Genomic DNA, 18,358 nt, shown 5'->3' on the forward strand with positions numbered 1-18,358 from the left:
TCAGACTTAGGCTTTAACTGCCGGACGAACGATAACGTTGCCACCGGGTGCACCGGGTACAGCGCCTTTAACCAACAGCAGGTTGCGTTCGGCATCGACACGAACCACTTCCAGGTTTTGCACGGTTACGCGCTCAGCACCCATATGTCCGGCCATCTTCTTGCCTTTCCATACGCGGCCAGGAGTCTGACATTGACCGATAGAACCGGGTGCGCGGTGAGACAGGGAGTTACCGTGGGTTGCGTCCTGGGTGCGGAAATTCCAACGCTTAACGCCGCCCTGGAAGCCTTTACCTTTGGAAGTGCCGGTTACGTCGATCATCTGGCCAGCTTCGAAGCTGGAAACAGTAATTTCAGAACCGATTTCGAAAGTCTCTTCGGAACCGTCAGTGCGCAGTTCGAAAAGATTTGTGCCAGCCTCTACATTGGCTTTGGCGAAGTGGCCCGCTGCGGGCTTGGAGACACGGGAAGCTTTGCGGCTGCCTACTGCTACTTGAACAGCGCTGTAACCGTCAGTTTCCTGAGTTTTCACTTGGGTGACGCGATTCGGAGCAACCTCAACAACGGTTACCGGAATGGATACGCCATCTTCAGTGAAGATGCGAGTCATGCCGCTCTTGCGGCCGACAATACCTATAGTCATCTTTTTTAACCTCTCAGTGCACGGGGCTTTAACCCACTGCGGCCGCCCAATTTCAGAGCGTTACACTACCCGGACCGTTTTCGTCCGGGATTCGGTAGTTAGTAAAAGTGTTAGCCGAGACTAATTTGGACCTCAACACCGGCCGCCAGATCGAGCTTCATCAGCGCGTCGACGGTTTTCTCGGTAGGCTCAACGATGTCCAGCAAACGCTTGTGAGTACGGATCTCATACTGATCGCGAGCGTCTTTATTAACGTGCGGGGAAATCAGTACGGTGTACTTCTCTTTGCGAGTCGGCAGCGGGATAGGACCGCGAACTTGTGCGCCAGTGCGCTTAGCCGTCTCTACGATCTCCTGAGTGGACGCGTCGATCAGCTTGTGATCGAAGGCCTTCAGGCGAATACGGATACGTTGACCCTGCATGGAATCAAACTCCAATTATTAACTAAAGAACGTCCTCTTACGCAGCCCCGAGGGCGGGCGAAAAGGAGCGCGAATTCTACGGGGAGCGCAGCAGGCTGTCAACTGTACAGGCTGATCAAATTTCAATCTACTGAAACTACAATTGAGTACCCCAAGCGGAACGAGGTATCCACAATGACTATCGCCGCAACACTGAGTCAATATTTAAATGACCAATCGGTCGATTATCATCTGATTCAGCATCCACACACTCGCACCAGCCGGGAAAGTGCCCGCGCCGCCCATGTGCGTGAAGATCAGGTGGCAAAAGCGATTTTGCTTCAGGATATAGAGGGTTACGTAATGGCTGTGATCCCAGCCAGCAGCAGCCTCGACATGCGCTCTCTTCACAATGAGACAGGGCGAAACTCACTGCAAATGGTCTCGGAAACCGAGCTCGGCGCCATATTCCCAGACTGTGAACTGGGCGCCCTGCCCGCCCTAGGCCAGGCTTACGGAATTACCACCCTGCTAGACACCAGTCTTGGACACCGTGAAACCATTTACTTTGAGGCCGGTGACCACGAAGAGCTGGTCGAGATGAGCGGCCCTCAATTCACCAAGCTGTTTGCGGGCAGCAGAAGCTGTGATTTAAGCCGGGATTGGCCATAAGCTCGCTAGATTAAAAGCAAATATTAGCGGCCGCAGATATGCCGGAAAGGATTCAATATTGAGCCCCTAACAGAGAGGGGTGATGCTCGCAGCACCAAACAACACCAGCTGGTGCAAGTAGGCAATTATCGGGCACAAAAAAAGCCGCAGCGCGTCCGCTGCGGCTTTTTATTTAGATCAGGAGTAACTATTACTCGATGATCTTGGCAACAACGCCCGCACCTACGGTACGACCACCTTCGCGGATAGCGAAGCGCAGGCCGTCTTCCATGGCGATCGGAGCGATCAGGGTAACAACCATTTGAATGTTGTCGCCCGGCATTACCATTTCAGTACCTTCCGGCAGCTCTACCGCACCAGTTACGTCGGTAGTACGGAAGTAGAACTGAGGACGGTAGCCTTTGAAGAAGGGGGTGTGACGACCACCTTCGTCCTTGGACAGTACATACACTTCCGCTTCGAACTTGGTGTGCGGAGTGATGGAGCCCGGCTTAGCCAGTACCTGACCACGCTCTACTTCGTCACGCTTGGTGCCGCGCAGCAGTGCGCCGATGTTCTCACCAGCACGACCTTCGTCGAGCAGCTTGCGGAACATTTCAACACCAGTACAGGTAGTAGTGGTGGTTTCTTTGATACCAACGATTTCGATCTCGTCGCCAGTGTTGATCACACCGCGCTCTACACGACCAGTTACAACGGTACCACGGCCAGAGATAGAGAATACGTCTTCGATCGGCATCAGGAACGGCTGATCTACAGCGCGCTCTGGCTCAGGGATGTACTCGTCCAGAGTCTCTACCAGCTTCTTAACAGCGGTAGTACCCATTTCGTTGTCGTCTTCGCCGTTCAGGGCCATCAGAGCGGAACCAACGATGATCGGAGTGTCGTCACCTGGGAACTCGTACTGGTCCAGAAGTTCGCGAACTTCCATTTCCACCAGCTCGAGCAGCTCTTCGTCGTCTACCATGTCCGCTTTGTTCAGGAATACAACGATGTAAGGTACACCTACCTGACGGGAAAGCAGGATGTGCTCACGAGTCTGCGGCATGGGGCCGTCAGCTGCGGAACATACCAGGATAGCGCCGTCCATCTGAGCAGCACCGGTGATCATGTTCTTAACGTAGTCGGCGTGTCCCGGGCAATCTACGTGCGCGTAGTGGCGAGTCGGGGACTCGTACTCAACGTGAGAAGTAGCGATGGTGATACCGCGCTCACGCTCTTCCGGTGCATTGTCGATACCGTCGAAAGCAACAGCGTCACCGCCCCAAACTTCCGCACATACGCGGGTCAGAGCAGCGGTCAGGGTGGTTTTACCGTGGTCAACGTGACCGATGGTGCCCACGTTCACGTGGGGCTTGGAACGTTCAAACTTTTCTTTTGCCATCTTTAGATGTCCTCTAGCTAAAAGTTTGCCAAAGGGGCCCCAGCTGTTGGCCCGGCCCCCTTTAAGCAGAAGTTAATTAGGCCTTAGTCTTGGCGATGATCTCATCGGCAACATTTTTCGGCGCTTCGGCGTACTTCAGGAATTCCATGGTGTAGGTAGCACGGCCCTGAGTAGCAGAACGCAGGTCGGTTGCGTAACCGAACATTTCTGCCAGAGGTACTTCCGCATTGACAACCTTACCGGAGGGGTTGTCTTCCATACCCTGGATGAGGCCACGGCGACGGTTGAGGTCACCAACCACATCACCCATGTTCTCTTCCGGAGTTACCACTTCCACCTTCATCATCGGCTCGAGCAGTACCGCACCGCCCTGACTGGACAGCTTCTTGGTCGCCATAGAACCGGCGATCTTAAACGCCATTTCATTGGAGTCCACATCGTGGAAGGAACCGTCGTACAGAGTCGCCTTCAGGCCCAGCAGCGGGTAGCCAGCCAGAACACCGTTCTTCATCTGCTCTTCGATACCTTTCTGTACCGCAGGAATGTATTCCTTCGGTACCGCACCGCCCACGATTTCGTTAACGAATTCCAGACCTTCCTGAGACTCGTCTTCGGCGGGCTCAAACTTCACCCATACGTGACCGTACTGACCGCGACCACCGGACTGACGAACGAACTTACCTTCGATCTCAGAGGTGTTGCGGATAGTTTCACGGTAGGCAACCTGAGGCTTACCGATGTTCGCTTCAACGTTGAACTCACGCTTCATGCGGTCAACGATGATATCCAGGTGCAATTCACCCATACCGGAGATAATGGTCTGACCGGTTTCCTCGTCAGTCTTCACGCGGAAGGACGGATCTTCCTGGGCCAGCTTGCCGAGGGCAATACCCATTTTTTCCTGGTCCGGCTTGGACTTGGGCTCAACCGCAACAGAAATTACCGGCTCGGGGAACTCCATACGCTCCAGAACAATCTTGTTGGCTTCGGAGCACAGGGTGTCACCAGTGGTTACGTCTTTCAGACCAATCGCAGCAGCGATGTCACCAGCCAGTACTTCTTTAATTTCCTGACGATCGTTGGAGTGCATCTGCACCATACGACCGACACGCTCTTTCTTCATTTTTACGGAGTTGTATACCGCAGTACCGCTCTCCAGCTTACCGGAGTAAACACGGAAGAAAGTCAGGGTACCAACGAAGGGGTCGGTAGCAATTTTGAACGCCAGTGCAGCGAACGGCGCGTTGTCGTCAGCTTCGCGGCTCTCAACAGTTTCGCCATCTTCCAGAGTACCTTCGATCGCCTTAACTTCAGTCGGCGCCGGCAGGTATTCGATAACTGCGTCCAGTACAGCCTGTACACCCTTGTTCTTGAACGCAGAACCGCCCAGAACCGGTACAATTTCGTTGGCCAGGGTACGCTGACGGATAGCTGCCTTGATTTCTTCTTCGGACAGCTCACCTTCTTCCAGGTATTTTTCCATCAACTCTTCGCTGGCTTCAGCCGCCGCTTCTACCAGGTACTCGCGCATTTCGTCGCACTCGTCCTGCAGCTCAGCGGGGATGTCAGCGTAGTCGAAAGTCATGCCCTGGTCGGCTTCATTCCACAGAATGGCCTTCATCTTCACCAGGTCAACAACACCCTTGAACTCGTCCTCAGAGCCGATGGTCATCTGCAGAGGTACAGCATTCGCGTTCAAGCGGTCTTTCAGCTGGCTCACAACGTTGCGGTAGTTCGCACCGGCGCGGTCCATTTTGTTTACGAATACCATGCGCGGTACTTCGTATTTGTTCGCCTGGCGCCATACGGTTTCAGTCTGAGGCTGAACACCAGAGGAGCCACACAGTACAACAACAGCACCGTCGAGTACGCGCAGGGAGCGCTCAACTTCAATAGTGAAGTCAACGTGTCCCGGGGTATCGATGATGTTTACGCGGTGCTGGTCGAACTGCTGCTGCATGCCAGACCAGAAACAGGTAGTTGCAGCAGAAGTAATGGTGATACCACGCTCCTGCTCCTGCTCCATCCAGTCCATGGTGGCAGCACCTTCGTGTACTTCACCAATTTTGTGGGATAGACCAGTGTAGAAAAGTACGCGCTCGGTAGTAGTGGTTTTACCGGCGTCTACGTGGGCACAGATACCGATGTTACGGTAACGTGCGATGGGCGTTTTACGTGCCACAGTTGTATCCTCGATATAACGGCAAAAGGCAGCCTGGAATTTTCCGTGCTGCCTTTCGGTATTAATTTCCGATGTTGGTATTCATCAGACTTAGAAGCGGTAGTGAGAGAATGCCTTGTTGGCTTCTGCCATGCGGTGTACATCTTCACGCTTCTTGACCGCGCCACCCTTGTTTTGGGCTGCATCGATCATTTCGTTGGCCAGACGCTGAGCCATAGATTTCTCACCGCGCTTACGGGAGAACTCCACCAACCAACGCATTGCCAGAGCCGTACGACGCGAGGGGCGCACTTCTACAGGCACCTGATACGTCGCACCACCAACACGGCGGGACTTTACTTCCACCATAGGCGCGATATTTTCCAAAGACTCCTCGAATACTTCGATCGGATCTTTGTTCAATTTTTCAGAAATAGTTTCAAGTGCACCGTATACGATACGCTCTGCAACTGACTTCTTGCCGCTGATCATGACGTGGTTCATGAACTTGGCCAGGGTGACGTTCCCGAACTTGGGGTCCGGTAGCACTTCGCGCTTGGCGACTACTCGTCTTCTCGGCATGGGTATTGCCTCTCTTCAGGGTTATTCTGAGACGCCGCCGTAAAACATTACAATCCGGCGAGCTCAGCCTTACTCCGGTTGGAAACCGAAACGCAAATCGTTAAAGGTGATTAACCTTTAGGACGCTTGGCGCCGTACTTAGAACGGCCCTGCTTGCGATCGTTTACGCCGGCACAGTCAAGTGCACCGCGTACAGTGTGGTAGCGCACACCCGGCAGGTCTTTTACACGACCGCCGCGAATCAGTACCACGCTGTGCTCTTGCAGGTTGTGGCCTTCACCACCGATGTACGAAGTTACTTCGTAACCGCTGGTCAGACGCACACGGCAAACCTTACGCAGTGCAGAGTTCGGCTTCTTCGGTGTAGTGGTGTACACACGAGTGCAAACTCCGCGACGCTGCGGGCTAGCCTGCAGAGCAGGAACGTCGCTTTTTTCAACTTTGCGTTTTCTCGGCTTACGAACCAACTGGTTGATCGTTGCCATTAAAAATCACTCCAAAAATAAAATGCCCCCACCTCTAACAGTGAGGGCCTATCGTCTGTGTGTATCGTCCGATCCTGGGATCAAACGGAACACCCCACATAAGCGGGGGCCGCATTCTATAAGCGACAACCCGCCTAGTCAATCGGCGACGGAAGTAAGTGCTTACATCACAGACAGTCGCCAATATCAGATCGGGCACCTAAGTGCCCCAACCTACCCCACTCCACCAACAGATAGAGTGGGATACGCCTTATTCGCCTGAGGACTTCAGAGCCTCAGTCAGAGCCGCTTCAACCTCAGCTGCGGAAGGTCCTTCACCGAAGGCCTCTTCCAACTGCAGACTGCGTTTGCGCTTGCGCTCGCTGTGGTAAGCCAGACCGGTACCAGCCGGGATCAGTCGACCCACAACCACGTTCTCTTTCAAGCCGCGCAGGTTGTCTTCCTTACCAGTTACCGCCGCTTCGGTCAGAACGCGAGTGGTTTCCTGGAACGAAGCCGCTGACAGGAAGGACTCAGTTGCCAGGGACGCTTTGGTAATACCCAGCAGCAGGCGCTCGAACTGAGCGGGCTGCTTGTTCTCGGCACGCAGCTGTTCGTTCTCTTCGATCACGCGCTGGTATTCAACCTGGTCGCCCTTAATCAAGCTGGAATCACCCATCTCGGTGACTTCAACTTTACGCAGCATCTGGCGCACGATGGTTTCGATGTGCTTATCGTTAATGCCTACACCCTGGAGGCGGTAAACCTCCTGGATCTCGTTGGTGATGTAGCGAGCCAGCTCTTCAACACCTTTCAGGCGCAGAATATCGTGCGGGTTGGACGGGCCATCGGAGATAACCTCACCCTTCTCTACGGTTTCACCTTCGAACACGGTCAGCTGGCGGTGCTTTGGAATCAGAACCTCGTAGTGGTCCTTACCATTGGCCAGCGGCTTGCCGTCGCGCGGAGTAATCTGCAGACGAACCTTGCCTTTGGTCTCTTTACCGAAGGAAACGGTACCGGAGATTTCCGCCAGAATGGACGGCTCTTTCGGCTTACGCGCTTCAAACAGGTCGGCAACGCGGGGCAGACCACCGGTGATATCCTTGGTACCGCCGGATTCCTGCGGAATACGTGCAATTACGTCACCCACGTTCACCTGCTTACCTTCAGCCAGGCTGAGGATTGCACGCGGCGGCAAGGCGTAGTGCGCAGGCGCATTACTGTTAGCCAGAGTCAGCTCTTCGCCGTTCTCATCCAGCAGGGTTACCGCTGGGCGCAGGTCTTTACCCGCTGCCGGGCGCTCGGCCGGATCGATAATCTCGATAGAAGACAGGCCAGTGATATCGTCGGTCTGCTTGCGGATGGAGAGCCCTTCTTCCATACCGGACAGTTTCACCCAACCGGCTACCTCGGTGATGATCGGGTGAGTGTGCGGGTCCCACTTGGCCACGATCTGGCCACCGTCTACCTCAGCACCTTCGTAGACGCTAATCACAGCACCGTAAGGCAGCTTGTAGCGCTCGCGCTCGCGACCGGCGCTGTCGGCAATCGCCAGCTCACCGGAACGGGACACGGCTACCAGAGTGCCAACTTCGGTCTTAACCGTCTTAACATTGTGCAGACGTACGGTACCGCCCTGCTTCACCTGGATGCTATCCGCAGCAGAGGCACGGCTTGCAGCACCACCGATGTGGAAGGTACGCATGGTCAGCTGGGTGCCCGGCTCACCGATGGACTGTGCGGCAACAACGCCCACAGACTCACCCGGGTTGGCGCGGTGGCCACGGGCCAGGTCGCGGCCGTAACACTGGGCACAGATACCGTGTGCAGTCTCACAGGTGATCGGGGAGCGAACCAGAACCTCATCGATGCCCATGGCTTCGATGCGCTCTACCCACTTCTCGTCGATCATAGTGCCGGCAGAAACGGCGATTTCGTCACTGCCTGGCTTCAGTACATCGCGGGCCACTACACGACCGAGGATACGGTCACCGAGAGATTCGATAACATCACCGCCCTCGATTACCGGCGCCATGGTCAGACCGTCGTCGGTGCCACAATCCAGCTCGGTAATTACCACGTCCTGGGCCACGTCAACCAGACGACGGGTCAGGTAACCGGAGTTAGCGGTTTTCAGTGCGGTATCCGCCAGACCTTTACGAGCACCGTGGGTCGAGATGAAGTACTGCTGTACAGTCAGGCCTTCACGGAAGTTTGCCGTAATGGCGTTCTCGATAATGGAGCCATCCGGACGGGCCATCAGACCACGCATACCAGCGAGCTGACGGATCTGCGCTTCAGAACCACGAGCACCGGAGTCAGCGTACATGTATACGGAGTTGAAGGAGTCCTGCTTGGTCTCGTTGCCCTCGCGGTCGATCACCTTCTCTTTCTTGATACCGGCCATCATCGCCTGGGTTACCTTGTCGTTGGTGCGGGACCAAACGTCGATAACCTTGTTGTACTTCTCACCCTGGGTTACCAGGCCGGAAGCAAACTGGCTTTCAATCTCTTTCACTTCCGCTTCAGCGGCATCGATCAGCTCAGCTTTCTCAGCTGGAATCTCAAAGTCGTTCACACCAATGGAGGAACCGGACTTGGTAGAGAAATCGAAACCGGTGTACATCAGCTGGTCGGCAAAAATAACCGTCGCCTTCAGGCCTACCTTGCGGTAGCACTCGTTCAGGGCGCGGGAGATTGCCTTTTTCTTCATCGGCTGGTTGACGTGCGCAAACGGCAGGCCTTCCGGCACGATGTTCCACAGCAGCGCGCGGCCTACAGTGGTGTCCTGAATGGAGATAGTCTCGTGCTTCTCACCGTCTTCGCCGACGATATTTTCGCGGATACGCACCTTGATCTTCGCTTGCAGACCAACCTGCTTGGCGTAGAAAGCGCGGCTCACTTCTTTGATATCGGAGAAGAACATGCCTTCGCCTTTATCGTTAACACGCTCGCGGGTCATCCAGTACAGACCCAGTACCACGTCCTGGGACGGTACGATGATCGGCTCACCGTTGGCAGGCGACAGGATGTTGTTGGTGGACATCATCAGCGCGCGGGATTCCAGCTGCGCTTCGATCGTCAGCGGTACGTGTACCGCCATCTGGTCACCGTCGAAGTCGGCGTTATAGGCCGCACAAACCAGCGGGTGCAGCTGGATTGCCTTACCTTCAATCAGTACCGGTTCAAACGCCTGGATACCCAGACGGTGAAGGGTCGGTGCACGGTTAAGCAGTACCGGGTGCTCGCGAATCACTTCGTCGAGGATATCCCAAACGACAGCTTCCTCGCGCTCAACCATCTTCTTGGCAGCTTTGATCGTAGTGGCCAGGCCACGGGATTCCAGCTTGCCAAAGATAAACGGCTTAAACAGTTCCAGTGCCATCTTCTTGGGCAGACCACACTGGTGCAGACGCAGGGTCGGACCTACCACGATCACGGAACGACCGGAGTAGTCAACACGCTTACCCAGCAGGTTCTGACGGAAACGACCCTGCTTACCTTTAATCATGTCAGCCAGGGACTTCAGCGGGCGCTTGTTGGAGCCAGTGATGGCGCGACCGCGACGGCCGTTATCCAGCAGTGCGTCAACAGATTCCTGCAGCATGCGCTTTTCGTTGCGCACGATAATGTCTGGCGCGTTCAGCTCAAGCAGACGCTTCAGACGGTTGTTACGGTTGATCACACGACGGTAGAGGTCGTTCAGATCCGAGGTCGCGAAACGACCGCCATCCAGCGGTACCAGCGGACGCAGATCCGGCGGCAGAACCGGCAGAGCCTTCATCACCATCCACTCCGGGTTGTTGCCGGACTTGTAGAAGGCTTCCAGCAGCTTCAGGCGCTTGGACAGTTTCTTGATCTTGGTTTCGGAGTTGGTCGCCGGGATCTCTTCACGCAGGCGCTGGATTTCTGCGGGCAGCTCGATATCCGCCATCAGCTCCTGGATCGCCTCGGCACCCATCTTCGCTTCAAACTCGTCGGCGAACTCTTCCATCGCCTCAAAGTACTGCTCGTCATTCAGCAGCTGACCGCGCTCCAGGGTAGTCATACCCGGCTCGGTAACCACGTAAGATTCGAAGTACAGCACGCGCTCGATATCGCGCAGGGTCATGTCCAGCAGCAGGCCGATACGGGACGGCAGGGACTTCAGGAACCAGATGTGTGCAACCGGGCTGGCCAGCTCGATGTGACCCATGCGCTCACGGCGAACCTTGGCCTTGGTCACTTCAACGCCACACTTCTCACAGATAATGCCGCGGTGCTTCATGCGCTTGTACTTACCGCACAGGCACTCGTAGTCTTTTACCGGGCCAAAGATCTTGGCACAGAACAAGCCTTCACGCTCAGGCTTAAAGGTACGGTAGTTGATGGTCTCCGGCTTTTTCACTTCGCCGTAGGACCAGGAGCGAATCATGTCCGGTGATGCCAGACCGATACGAATCGCATCAAACTCTTCCAGCTGCTCCTGGGACTTCACCAGATTTAATAAATCTTTCAAGGCCTTTCCTCCACTAGGGGGTAGTCAACCCGGCTCTCGCACTAGCCGCCGGGCTAGCCAGCTGCCCCACTGCTTCGAGGGGCGCTGGCACTTGTCTCATTTCACCTGCCAACAGGCTTCGGTACGGGTTCGGATTTACTCGTGCTCAAGCTCGAAGTTCATACCGAGAGAGCGGATTTCCTTAACCAGTACGTTGAAGGATTCCGGCATGCCCGGCTCCATGCGGTGGTCGGAGTCCACGATGTTCTTGTACATCTTGGTACGGCCTTCCACGTCATCGGATTTAACCGTGAGCATTTCCTGCAGGGTGTATGCAGCGCCGTAAGCTTCCAGCGCCCACACTTCCATCTCCCCGAAACGCTGACCACCGAACTGGGCTTTACCACCCAGCGGCTGCTGGGTAACCAAGCTGTAGGAACCGGTAGAACGCGCGTGCATCTTGTCGTCTACCAAGTGGTTCAGCTTCAGCATGTACATGTAGCCCACAGTTACCGGACGCTCGAAAGCATCGCCGGTGCGGCCGTCGTGCAGGGTGATCTGACCGGAGTCCGGGATATCGGCAAGACGCAGCAGCTGCTTGATCTCACTTTCATCGGCACCGTCAAATACCGGGGTCGCCATAGGTACGCCGCGACGCAGGTTTTGCGCCATGGTCATGACTTCCACATCGGAGAACTCGTCGAGTTCTTCCTTGCGTCCGCCAGTGGAGTTGTAGACCTCTTCCAGGAATCCGCGCACCTTGGCGATTTCCTGCTGCTCCTTGATCATCTTGTCGACTTTAACGCCGAGGCCTTTAGCGGCCATGCCCAAGTGCATTTCCAGAACCTGACCAACGTTCATCCGCGAGGGAACGCCCAGCGGGTTCAGGACGATATCTACCGGCTCACCGTTTTGGTCATATGGCATGTCCTCAACGGGCTTGATTACGGAGATAACACCTTTGTTACCGTGACGACCGGCCATCTTGTCGCCCGGCTGGATGCGGCGTTTGATCGCCAGGTAAACCTTGACGATTTTCAGCACGCCCGGAGCCAGGTCATCGCCGGACTCCAGTTTCTTCTTCTTGTCTTCGAAGGCTTCGTCGAGCAGCTTGCGACGCTCTTTCAGCTGAGCTTCCGCTTTTTCCAGCTGATCGTTCAGGCTGTCGTCTTCCATACGCAGCTTGAACCAGTCTTCGCGCGGCAGGGCGGCGAGGACTTCAGCGGTCATCTCATCGCCCTTCTTAACGCCCTTACCACCGGCGGCCTTTTGGCCCAGCAGAGCTTGTTGCAGACGCTCGAAGGTCGCACCTTCTACAATGCGATATTCCTCGTTCAGATCCTTGCGGACCTCGTCCAGCTGTGACTTCTCGATATCGAGGGAGCGCTGGTCTTTCTGCAGGCCGTCGCGGGTAAATACCTGAACGTCGATCACCGTACCGCGGGTGCCACTGGGCGCGCGCAGGGAGGTGTCCTTAACGTCGGAAGCTTTCTCTCCGAAGATTGCGCGCAGCAGTTTTTCTTCCGGAGTCAGCTGGGCTTCGCCCTTCGGAGTGACCTTACCGACCAGGATATCGCCAGCGCCTACTTCTGCGCCGATGTATACGATGCCGGACTCGTCCAGCTTATTCAGGGCAGATTCGCCAACATTGGGGATATCCGCAGTAATTTCCTCACTGCCCAGCTTGGTATCGCGGGCAATACAGGTCAGCTCCTGAATGTGGATGGTGGTGAAGCGGTCTTCCTGTACAACGCGCTCACTGATGAGGATGGAGTCCTCAAAGTTGTAACCATTCCAGGGCATAAATGCGATGCGCATATTCTGGCCCAGAGCCAGCTCACCCAGGTCTACAGAGGGACCATCGGCGAGAATATCGCCACGGACTACACGATCGCCAGTATTAACGATCGGGCGCTGGTTGATACAGGTATTCTGGTTGGAGCGGATGTATTTGGTCAGGTTGTAGATATCCACACCTGCATCACCGGCTTCCACCTCAGCATCGGCCACGCGAACAACCACACGGCTGGAATCAACGCGCTCAATAATGCCGCCGCGCTTAGCAACCACACACACGCCGGAGTCGCGCGCTACAGTGCGCTCCATACCGGTGCCCACCAGCGGCTTTTCAGCGCGTAGGGTCGGTACCGCCTGACGTTGCATGTTCGATCCCATCAATGCACGGTTGGCGTCATCGTGCTCGAGGAATGGAATCATCGCCGCAGCTACGGAAACCACCTGCTTGGCGGAAACATCCATATACTGGATTTCGCCCGGTGCTTTCAGGGTAAATTCGCCCTGGTGACGCACGCTGATCAGGTCATCAACAAAGTTGCCGTTGTCGTCTACTTCCGCAGACGCTTGGGCAATAATGAAGTTGGCTTCATTGATCGCGGACAGGTACGCAATTTCATCAGTTACCTTGCCGTCAACCACTTTGCGGTAGGCGCTCTCGAGGAAACCGTAATGGTTGGCGCGGGCGTAAGTAGCCAGGGAGTTAATCAGACCGATGTTCGGTCCTTCCGGCGTCTCAATCGGACATACGCGGCCGTAGTGAGTCGGGTGCACGTCGCGCACCTCAAAGCCAGCGCGCTCACGGGTCAAACCACCCGGGCCGAGGGCGGAAACACGACGCTTGTGAGTCACTTCCGACAGCGGGTTGTTCTGGTCCATAAACTGGGACAGCTGCGAGGAACCGAAGAATTCCTTCACGGCAGCGGCAACCGGCTTGGCATTGATCAGGTCCTGAGGCATCAGGCCTTCGGACTCCGCCATGGACAGGCGCTCTTTAACAGCGCGCTCTACACGTACCAGGCCAACGCGGAACTGGTTTTCAGCCATTTCGCCTACGGAACGCACGCGACGGTTACCCAGGTGATCGATATCGTCGACCATGCCCTGACCGTTGCGGATATCGATCAGAGTCTTCAGAACTTCGACGATATCTTCTTTGCTCAGAGTGCCGGGGCCAGTTTCGTCTTCGCGACCCAGGCGTCGGTTGAACTTCATGCGGCCAACAGCGGACAGGTCGTAACGCTCGTCGGTAAAGAACAAGTTCTCGAACAGCGCTTCTGCGGACTCCTTGGTGGGCGGTTCGCCCGGGCGCATCATACGGTAAATCTCTACCAGCGCTTCCAACACAGTGCGAGACGGCTCTGCACGCAGGGTGTCGGAGATAAACGGACCGCGATCCAGGTCGTTGGTGTACAGGGTTTGGAAACTCTTAACGTTCAGTACACGCAGCTTGGCGATCACTTCATCAGTAATCTCGGTATTACAGTCGATCGCAATCTCACCGGTGGACTCATCAATGATGTCGTTCGCCAGTACACGGCCAAACAGGTACTCAAGCGGTGCTTCCAGCTTTTCTACGCCGGCCTTTTCCAACTGGCGGATATGACGCGGGGTAATACGGCGACCCTCTTCGACAATCACCTTGCCCTGACCGTCTTTGATGTCAAAAGAAGCAACATCACCGCGCAGGCGAGACGGAATCAGCTCCAGGCTGACACGGTCTTCCAACAGCTCAAAGGTGCTGGTCTCGAAGAACATTTCCAGCATTTCCTGGGAGGTGTAACCCAGGGCACGCAGCAGAATAGTCGCTGGCAATTTACGGCGACGATCGATACGAACGAATACCAGGTCTTTCGGATCGAACTCGAAGTCCAGCCATGAGCCACGGTAGGGGATGACACGCGCGGCGTACAACAGCTTACCGGAAGAGTGAGTCTTGCCTTTGTCGTGATCGAAGAATACACCCGGGGAACGGTGCAGCTGGGATACGATAACGCGCTCGGTACCATTGATTACGAAGGTACCGTTGTCGGTCATGAGCGGAATCTCGCCCATGTAAACTTCCTGCTCTTTAATGTCCTTAATGGACTTATTCGCAGATTCTTTATCGTAAATAATCAGACGCACGCGCACGCGCAGCGGACATGCATAGGTAACGCCGCGCAAGGTACATTCCTTAACGTCAAAAGCGGGCTTACCCAGCGTATAACTTACGTACTCCAGGGCGGCATTGCCGGAATAGCTGACAATCGGAAATACAGATTTAAACGCCGCTTGCAGGCCAACGTCCATACGGTCGTCGGGGCGCTTGTCGGCCTGTGTAAAGTTGCGATAAGAATCGAGCTGTATCGCAAGCAGAAAGGGCACATCCATGACCTTAGGCAGTTTGCCAAAATCCTTGCGGATACGTTTTTTCTCAGTATATGAGTAAGCCATTCAAATTCCCCAGCTTGATCAGTGACAAGACTTCGTGGGACTCCAGTCCAGAGCCCCTCCGGGCGAGAAGCCTCTGGTCAATGCAACTTGCCTGCACTGGCCAGAAACCTCTCCGCTTGCTTTTGGGTAGCGCTACTGCGCTATGGTTAAATGAGGTTTGCCACGGTTTTTAAATCCCGCCGGCACCGGTAAAAACCTCAGTACCGCAAACGGCAAAAAGGCCGGCGGACAAAAGTCCACCAGCCTTACCGCTACCCGCCGCTTTACGCGACAGCTAGCGGGAGACGCAAGAACCGAATTACTTCAGTTCTACAACTGCGCCAGCTTCTTCCAGCTCTTTCTTAGCTGCTTCAGCTTCGTCTTTGCTTACGCCTTCTTTCAGCGGGCTCGGAGCGCCGTCTACCAGACCTTTAGCTTCTTTCAAGCCCAGGCCAGTGATGCCGCGAACAACTTTGATCACGTTCACTTTCTTGTCGCCTGGGGAGGTCAGGATTACGTCGAAAGAGTCTTTCTCTTCAGCGGCAGCTTCGCCACCAGCTGGGCCAGCTACAACTGCTGCAGCAGCAGTTACGCCGAATTTCTCTTCCATTGCTTCGATCAGCTCAACAACATCCTTAACGGACATTTCGGCAACAGCATTGATGATATCTTCTTTGGTCAGAGACATGATTCAGTACCTGAATTGGTTTGAGCAGTAGCTGCTCGTATTTCGTTTTGAAACTGCGATTCGCTCTAGCGAAAAAATTACGCAGCTTCCTGCTCTTTTTGGTCGCGAACGGCCGCAATAGTGCGAACCAACTTGCCAGCAGATGCTTCTTTCAACACGCTCATCAGCTTGGCGATCGCCTCGTCGTAAGTCGGCAGGCTTGCCAACAATGCGACGTCGGTGATCGCGCCTTCGAAGGCAGCACCTTTCAGTTCCAGCTTGTCATTGCCTTTAGCGAACTGGCTCAGGATGCGCGCGCCGGCACCTGGGTGTTCGTTAGAGAATGCAATGATGCTAGGACCTACGAACTTGTCAGTCAGACATTCGTATTCGGTACCTGCCAGAGCGCGACGCGCCAGAGTATTGCGGACGACTTTCAACCAAACGCCGTTCTCGCGAGCCTCTTTGCGCAGAGTGGTCATGTCATTCACGGTTACGCCGCGGGAATCCGCAACAACCGCAGACAGAGCACCTTCAGCAGCTTGCTGGACATCTGCGACAATCGCTTTCTTGTCTTCGAGTCCAATAGCCATAGTGTCACTCCTGGATTTGAAAAAAACCGGACTTAAACGTCCGATCCGTTCCGGTGCATAAAGCTCAAATCCAGTAAAAATACTGGTTTGGGCGACACCGTCTGCGTAGGCTCGAACCTCGCAATGGCCAACCTGGCCGAAGTTCGGATTAAGCCAGGCACGTTAAACCTCAACGCACCTGACACCTACGGTCTTTGACGGCCCACCTTCTGCCGAAGCATTCAGGTGGACCCCAAAGTTCGATTTACTGAGAGGTGATCACACCCCGCAGTGATATTTAGATGTTCAGGGAAGACTGATCGATAACCAGACCCGGGCCCATAGTGGTGCTCAGGGTGATCTTCTTCAGATATACACCTTTTGCAGAAGCCGGCTTGGCTTTCTTCAGGTCGGCAACCAGAGCTTCCAGGTTCTCTTTCAGAGAGTTCGCATCGAAAGCAACTTTACCGATACCACCGTGGATAATGCCGCCTTTGTCAGCGCGGAAACGCACCTGACCAGCTTTGGCATTTTTAACCGCAGTAGCAACGTCTGGAGTTACAGTGCCAGTCTTCGGGTTCGGCATCAGGCCGCGCGGGCCGAGGATTTGACCCAGTTGACCTACAACGCGCATCGCATCGGGGGAAGCGATTACTACGTCGAAGTCCATCTTGCCTGCTTTAACGTCGGCAGCCAGCTCGTCCATACCGATCAAGTCAGCGCCCGCTTCTTTAGCGGCGTCAGCGTTAGCACCCTGGGTGAAAACAGCTACGCGAACTTCTTTACCAGTACCGTGCGGCAGAGTAGTTGCACCGCGAACAGCCTGATCGGATTTACGTGGGTCGATGCCCAGGTTTACGGAAGCGTCTACAGTTTCTGCAAACTTAACGTTGGACAGCTCTTTCAGCAGGGCTACGGCTTCTTCGATACCGTAAGCCTTACCAGCTTCAACTTTCTCAGCGATTACGCGCTGACGCTTGCTCAATTTAGCCACTTAGAGACCCTCCACTTCGATACCGGCGCTGCGAGCGGAACCGGCGATAGTGCGCACGGCCGCGTCCAAGTCGGATGCAGTCAGGTCTGCTTTCTTCATTTCTACGATCTCTTCCAGCTGAGCGCGGGTTACTTTACCCACTTTCTCAGTGTTCGGACGACCGGAACCGCTCTTGATCTTGGCAGCCTTGCGCAGCAGTACAGCGGCGGGCGGCGACTTCATGATGAAGGTGAAGGAGCGGTCGTTGTATACAGAGATTACAACTGGAACTGGCAGACCTGGCTCGAGGCTCTGGGTCTGGGCGTTGAACGCCTTACAGAATTCCATGATGTTCACACCGTGCTGACCCAGTGCGGGACCAACGGGCGGACTCGGGTTGGCCTGACCGGCCTTAACTTGCAGCTTGATATAAGCTTCTACTTTCTTAGCCATTACAGCTCTCCTCTAGTTGGGTATTAACGCCCGCCACTCAGCCATAAGGTTTAAGGGCAAGCTCCCCGAACCCCGAAATGAAAACTCATTTTTCGGGGACGCGAAAACCCCCTTCCACCTCGCGGCGAAAGGGGGCAAAAAATTTATACTGGAATCAGGTCTTCTCTACCTGACTGAACTCCAGTTCAACCGGGGTGGAACGCCCGAAGATCAACACAGCCACTCGCAAGCGACTCTTCTCGTAGTTAACCTCTTCAACCACACCGTTGAAATCATTAAACGGACCGTCGATAACTCGAACCATTTCACCGGGCTCAAACAGAGTCTTGGGCTTGGGCTTATCGGCGGAATCGTCAATGCGATTCAGGATAGCCTGCGCTTCGCGGTCAGTAATCGGGGCTGGCTTATCCGCCTTACCGCCGATAAAACCCAGTACTCGGGGAGTTTCTTTCACCAAGTGCCAGGTATCGTCATTCAATTCCATTTCTACCAGGACATAGCCCGGGAAAAACTTGCGTTCACTCTTGCGCTTTTGCCCTGCGCGCATCTCGACCACTTCTTCCGTGGGAACCAGGACTTCACCAAACAGGTGGTCCATTTCGTTCAGCTCAATGCGCTCTTTCAGGGAGCTGGCGACACGCTTCTCATAGCCCGAGTAAGCCTGGACCACATACCAATTCTTTGACATGTATCAACCT

14 protein-coding genes are annotated in these 18,358 nt (G+C 55.0%); 1 reads left to right on the forward strand and 13 read right to left on the reverse strand.

Annotated features, from left to right (window positions below; translation table 11 throughout):
• Positions 1 to 6: 6 nt before the first annotated feature.
• Positions 7 to 642: a 50S ribosomal protein L3 gene (rplC, locus tag ACJJI5_RS21290; RefSeq protein ID WP_108731654.1), complete on the reverse strand. Its 636-nt coding sequence runs from the start codon at positions 640 to 642 to the stop codon at positions 7 to 9.
• A gap of 110 nt (positions 643 to 752) precedes the next feature.
• Entirely contained in the window at positions 753 to 1,064 is a 312-nt protein-coding gene (rpsJ, locus tag ACJJI5_RS21295) for a 30S ribosomal protein S10 (protein WP_010133849.1), read from the reverse strand.
• A 174-nt stretch (positions 1,065 to 1,238) separates the two neighbouring features.
• On the opposite strand from rpsJ, the gene ACJJI5_RS21300 reads away from it, so the two are divergent.
• Positions 1,239 to 1,715 (forward strand): aminoacyl-tRNA deacylase, encoded by a 477-nt coding sequence (locus tag ACJJI5_RS21300; RefSeq protein ID WP_282934399.1) that lies wholly within the window; start codon positions 1,239 to 1,241, stop codon positions 1,713 to 1,715.
• 190 nt (positions 1,716 to 1,905) lie between these two features.
• Here ACJJI5_RS21300 and tuf read toward each other — a convergent pair whose 3' ends face one another.
• The 11 genes from tuf to nusG form a co-directional block, all read right to left on the reverse strand.
• On the reverse strand, positions 1,906 to 3,099 hold the full coding sequence (tuf, locus tag ACJJI5_RS21305; protein ID WP_108731642.1) for an elongation factor Tu: 1,194 nt from the start codon (positions 3,097 to 3,099) through the stop codon (positions 1,906 to 1,908).
• A gap of 76 nt (positions 3,100 to 3,175) precedes the next feature.
• Positions 3,176 to 5,281 carry an elongation factor G gene (gene fusA, locus ACJJI5_RS21310; RefSeq protein WP_282934400.1) on the reverse strand — a complete coding sequence of 702 codons (2,106 nt, stop codon included), beginning with the start codon at positions 5,279 to 5,281 and terminating at the stop codon, positions 3,176 to 3,178.
• A 90-nt stretch (positions 5,282 to 5,371) separates the two neighbouring features.
• Complete coding sequence (rpsG, locus tag ACJJI5_RS21315) at positions 5,372 to 5,842, reverse strand: 30S ribosomal protein S7 (protein WP_152451131.1); 471 nt, start codon at positions 5,840 to 5,842, stop codon at positions 5,372 to 5,374.
• Between the two features lie 110 nt (positions 5,843 to 5,952).
• Positions 5,953 to 6,327 (reverse strand): 30S ribosomal protein S12, encoded by a 375-nt coding sequence (gene rpsL / locus ACJJI5_RS21320; RefSeq protein WP_108731651.1) that lies wholly within the window; start codon positions 6,325 to 6,327, stop codon positions 5,953 to 5,955.
• A 250-nt stretch (positions 6,328 to 6,577) separates the two neighbouring features.
• Positions 6,578 to 10,807 (reverse strand): DNA-directed RNA polymerase subunit beta', encoded by a 4,230-nt coding sequence (gene rpoC, locus ACJJI5_RS21325; RefSeq protein WP_282934401.1) that lies wholly within the window; start codon positions 10,805 to 10,807, stop codon positions 6,578 to 6,580.
• A 135-nt stretch (positions 10,808 to 10,942) separates the two neighbouring features.
• Positions 10,943 to 15,016, reverse strand: coding sequence for a DNA-directed RNA polymerase subunit beta (gene rpoB, locus ACJJI5_RS21330; protein WP_445355123.1), 4,074 nt, complete (start codon positions 15,014 to 15,016; stop codon positions 10,943 to 10,945).
• A 298-nt stretch (positions 15,017 to 15,314) separates the two neighbouring features.
• Positions 15,315 to 15,683, reverse strand: a complete 369-nt coding sequence (gene rplL / locus ACJJI5_RS21335; RefSeq protein WP_282934403.1) for a 50S ribosomal protein L7/L12 — start codon at positions 15,681 to 15,683, stop codon at positions 15,315 to 15,317.
• Between the two features lie 77 nt (positions 15,684 to 15,760).
• A complete protein-coding gene (rplJ, locus tag ACJJI5_RS21340) occupies positions 15,761 to 16,255 on the reverse strand; it encodes a 50S ribosomal protein L10 (RefSeq protein WP_282934404.1) in 495 nt (164 codons plus the stop codon).
• 277 nt (positions 16,256 to 16,532) lie between these two features.
• Positions 16,533 to 17,228: a 50S ribosomal protein L1 gene (gene rplA, locus ACJJI5_RS21345; protein WP_108731646.1), complete on the reverse strand. Its 696-nt coding sequence runs from the start codon at positions 17,226 to 17,228 to the stop codon at positions 16,533 to 16,535.
• Positions 17,229 to 17,660, reverse strand: coding sequence for a 50S ribosomal protein L11 (rplK, locus tag ACJJI5_RS21350; protein WP_108731645.1), 432 nt, complete (start codon positions 17,658 to 17,660; stop codon positions 17,229 to 17,231).
• A 154-nt stretch (positions 17,661 to 17,814) separates the two neighbouring features.
• Positions 17,815 to 18,348 carry a transcription termination/antitermination protein NusG gene (nusG, locus tag ACJJI5_RS21355; protein ID WP_108731644.1) on the reverse strand — a complete coding sequence of 178 codons (534 nt, stop codon included), beginning with the start codon at positions 18,346 to 18,348 and terminating at the stop codon, positions 17,815 to 17,817.
• Positions 18,349 to 18,358 lie beyond the last annotated feature (10 nt).

The sequence above is a fragment of the Microbulbifer maximicatervae (SeqCode) genome (assembly GCF_052467955.1).

What these genes read in the sequence shown, in the direction of transcription:
- rplC (WP_108731654.1), bottom strand. Translation starts at nt 642, where the DNA reads ATGACTATAGGTATTGTCGGCCGCAAGAGCGGCATGACTCGCATCTTC.
- rpsJ (WP_010133849.1), bottom strand. Translation starts at nt 1,064, where the DNA reads ATGCAGGGTCAACGTATCCGTATTCGCCTGAAGGCCTTCGATCACAAG.
- ACJJI5_RS21300 (WP_282934399.1), top strand. Translation starts at nt 1,239, where the DNA reads ATGACTATCGCCGCAACACTGAGTCAATATTTAAATGACCAATCGGTC.
- tuf (WP_108731642.1), bottom strand. Translation starts at nt 3,099, where the DNA reads ATGGCAAAAGAAAAGTTTGAACGTTCCAAGCCCCACGTGAACGTGGGC.
- rpsG (WP_152451131.1), bottom strand. Translation starts at nt 5,842, where the DNA reads ATGCCGAGAAGACGAGTAGTCGCCAAGCGCGAAGTGCTACCGGACCCC.
- rpsL (WP_108731651.1), bottom strand. Translation starts at nt 6,327, where the DNA reads ATGGCAACGATCAACCAGTTGGTTCGTAAGCCGAGAAAACGCAAAGTT.
- rpoB (WP_445355123.1), bottom strand. Translation starts at nt 15,016, where the DNA reads ATGGCTTACTCATATACTGAGAAAAAACGTATCCGCAAGGATTTTGGC.
- rplL (WP_282934403.1), bottom strand. Translation starts at nt 15,683, where the DNA reads ATGTCTCTGACCAAAGAAGATATCATCAATGCTGTTGCCGAAATGTCC.
- rplJ (WP_282934404.1), bottom strand. Translation starts at nt 16,255, where the DNA reads ATGGCTATTGGACTCGAAGACAAGAAAGCGATTGTCGCAGATGTCCAG.
- rplK (WP_108731645.1), bottom strand. Translation starts at nt 17,660, where the DNA reads ATGGCTAAGAAAGTAGAAGCTTATATCAAGCTGCAAGTTAAGGCCGGT.
- nusG (WP_108731644.1), bottom strand. Translation starts at nt 18,348, where the DNA reads ATGTCAAAGAATTGGTATGTGGTCCAGGCTTACTCGGGCTATGAGAAG.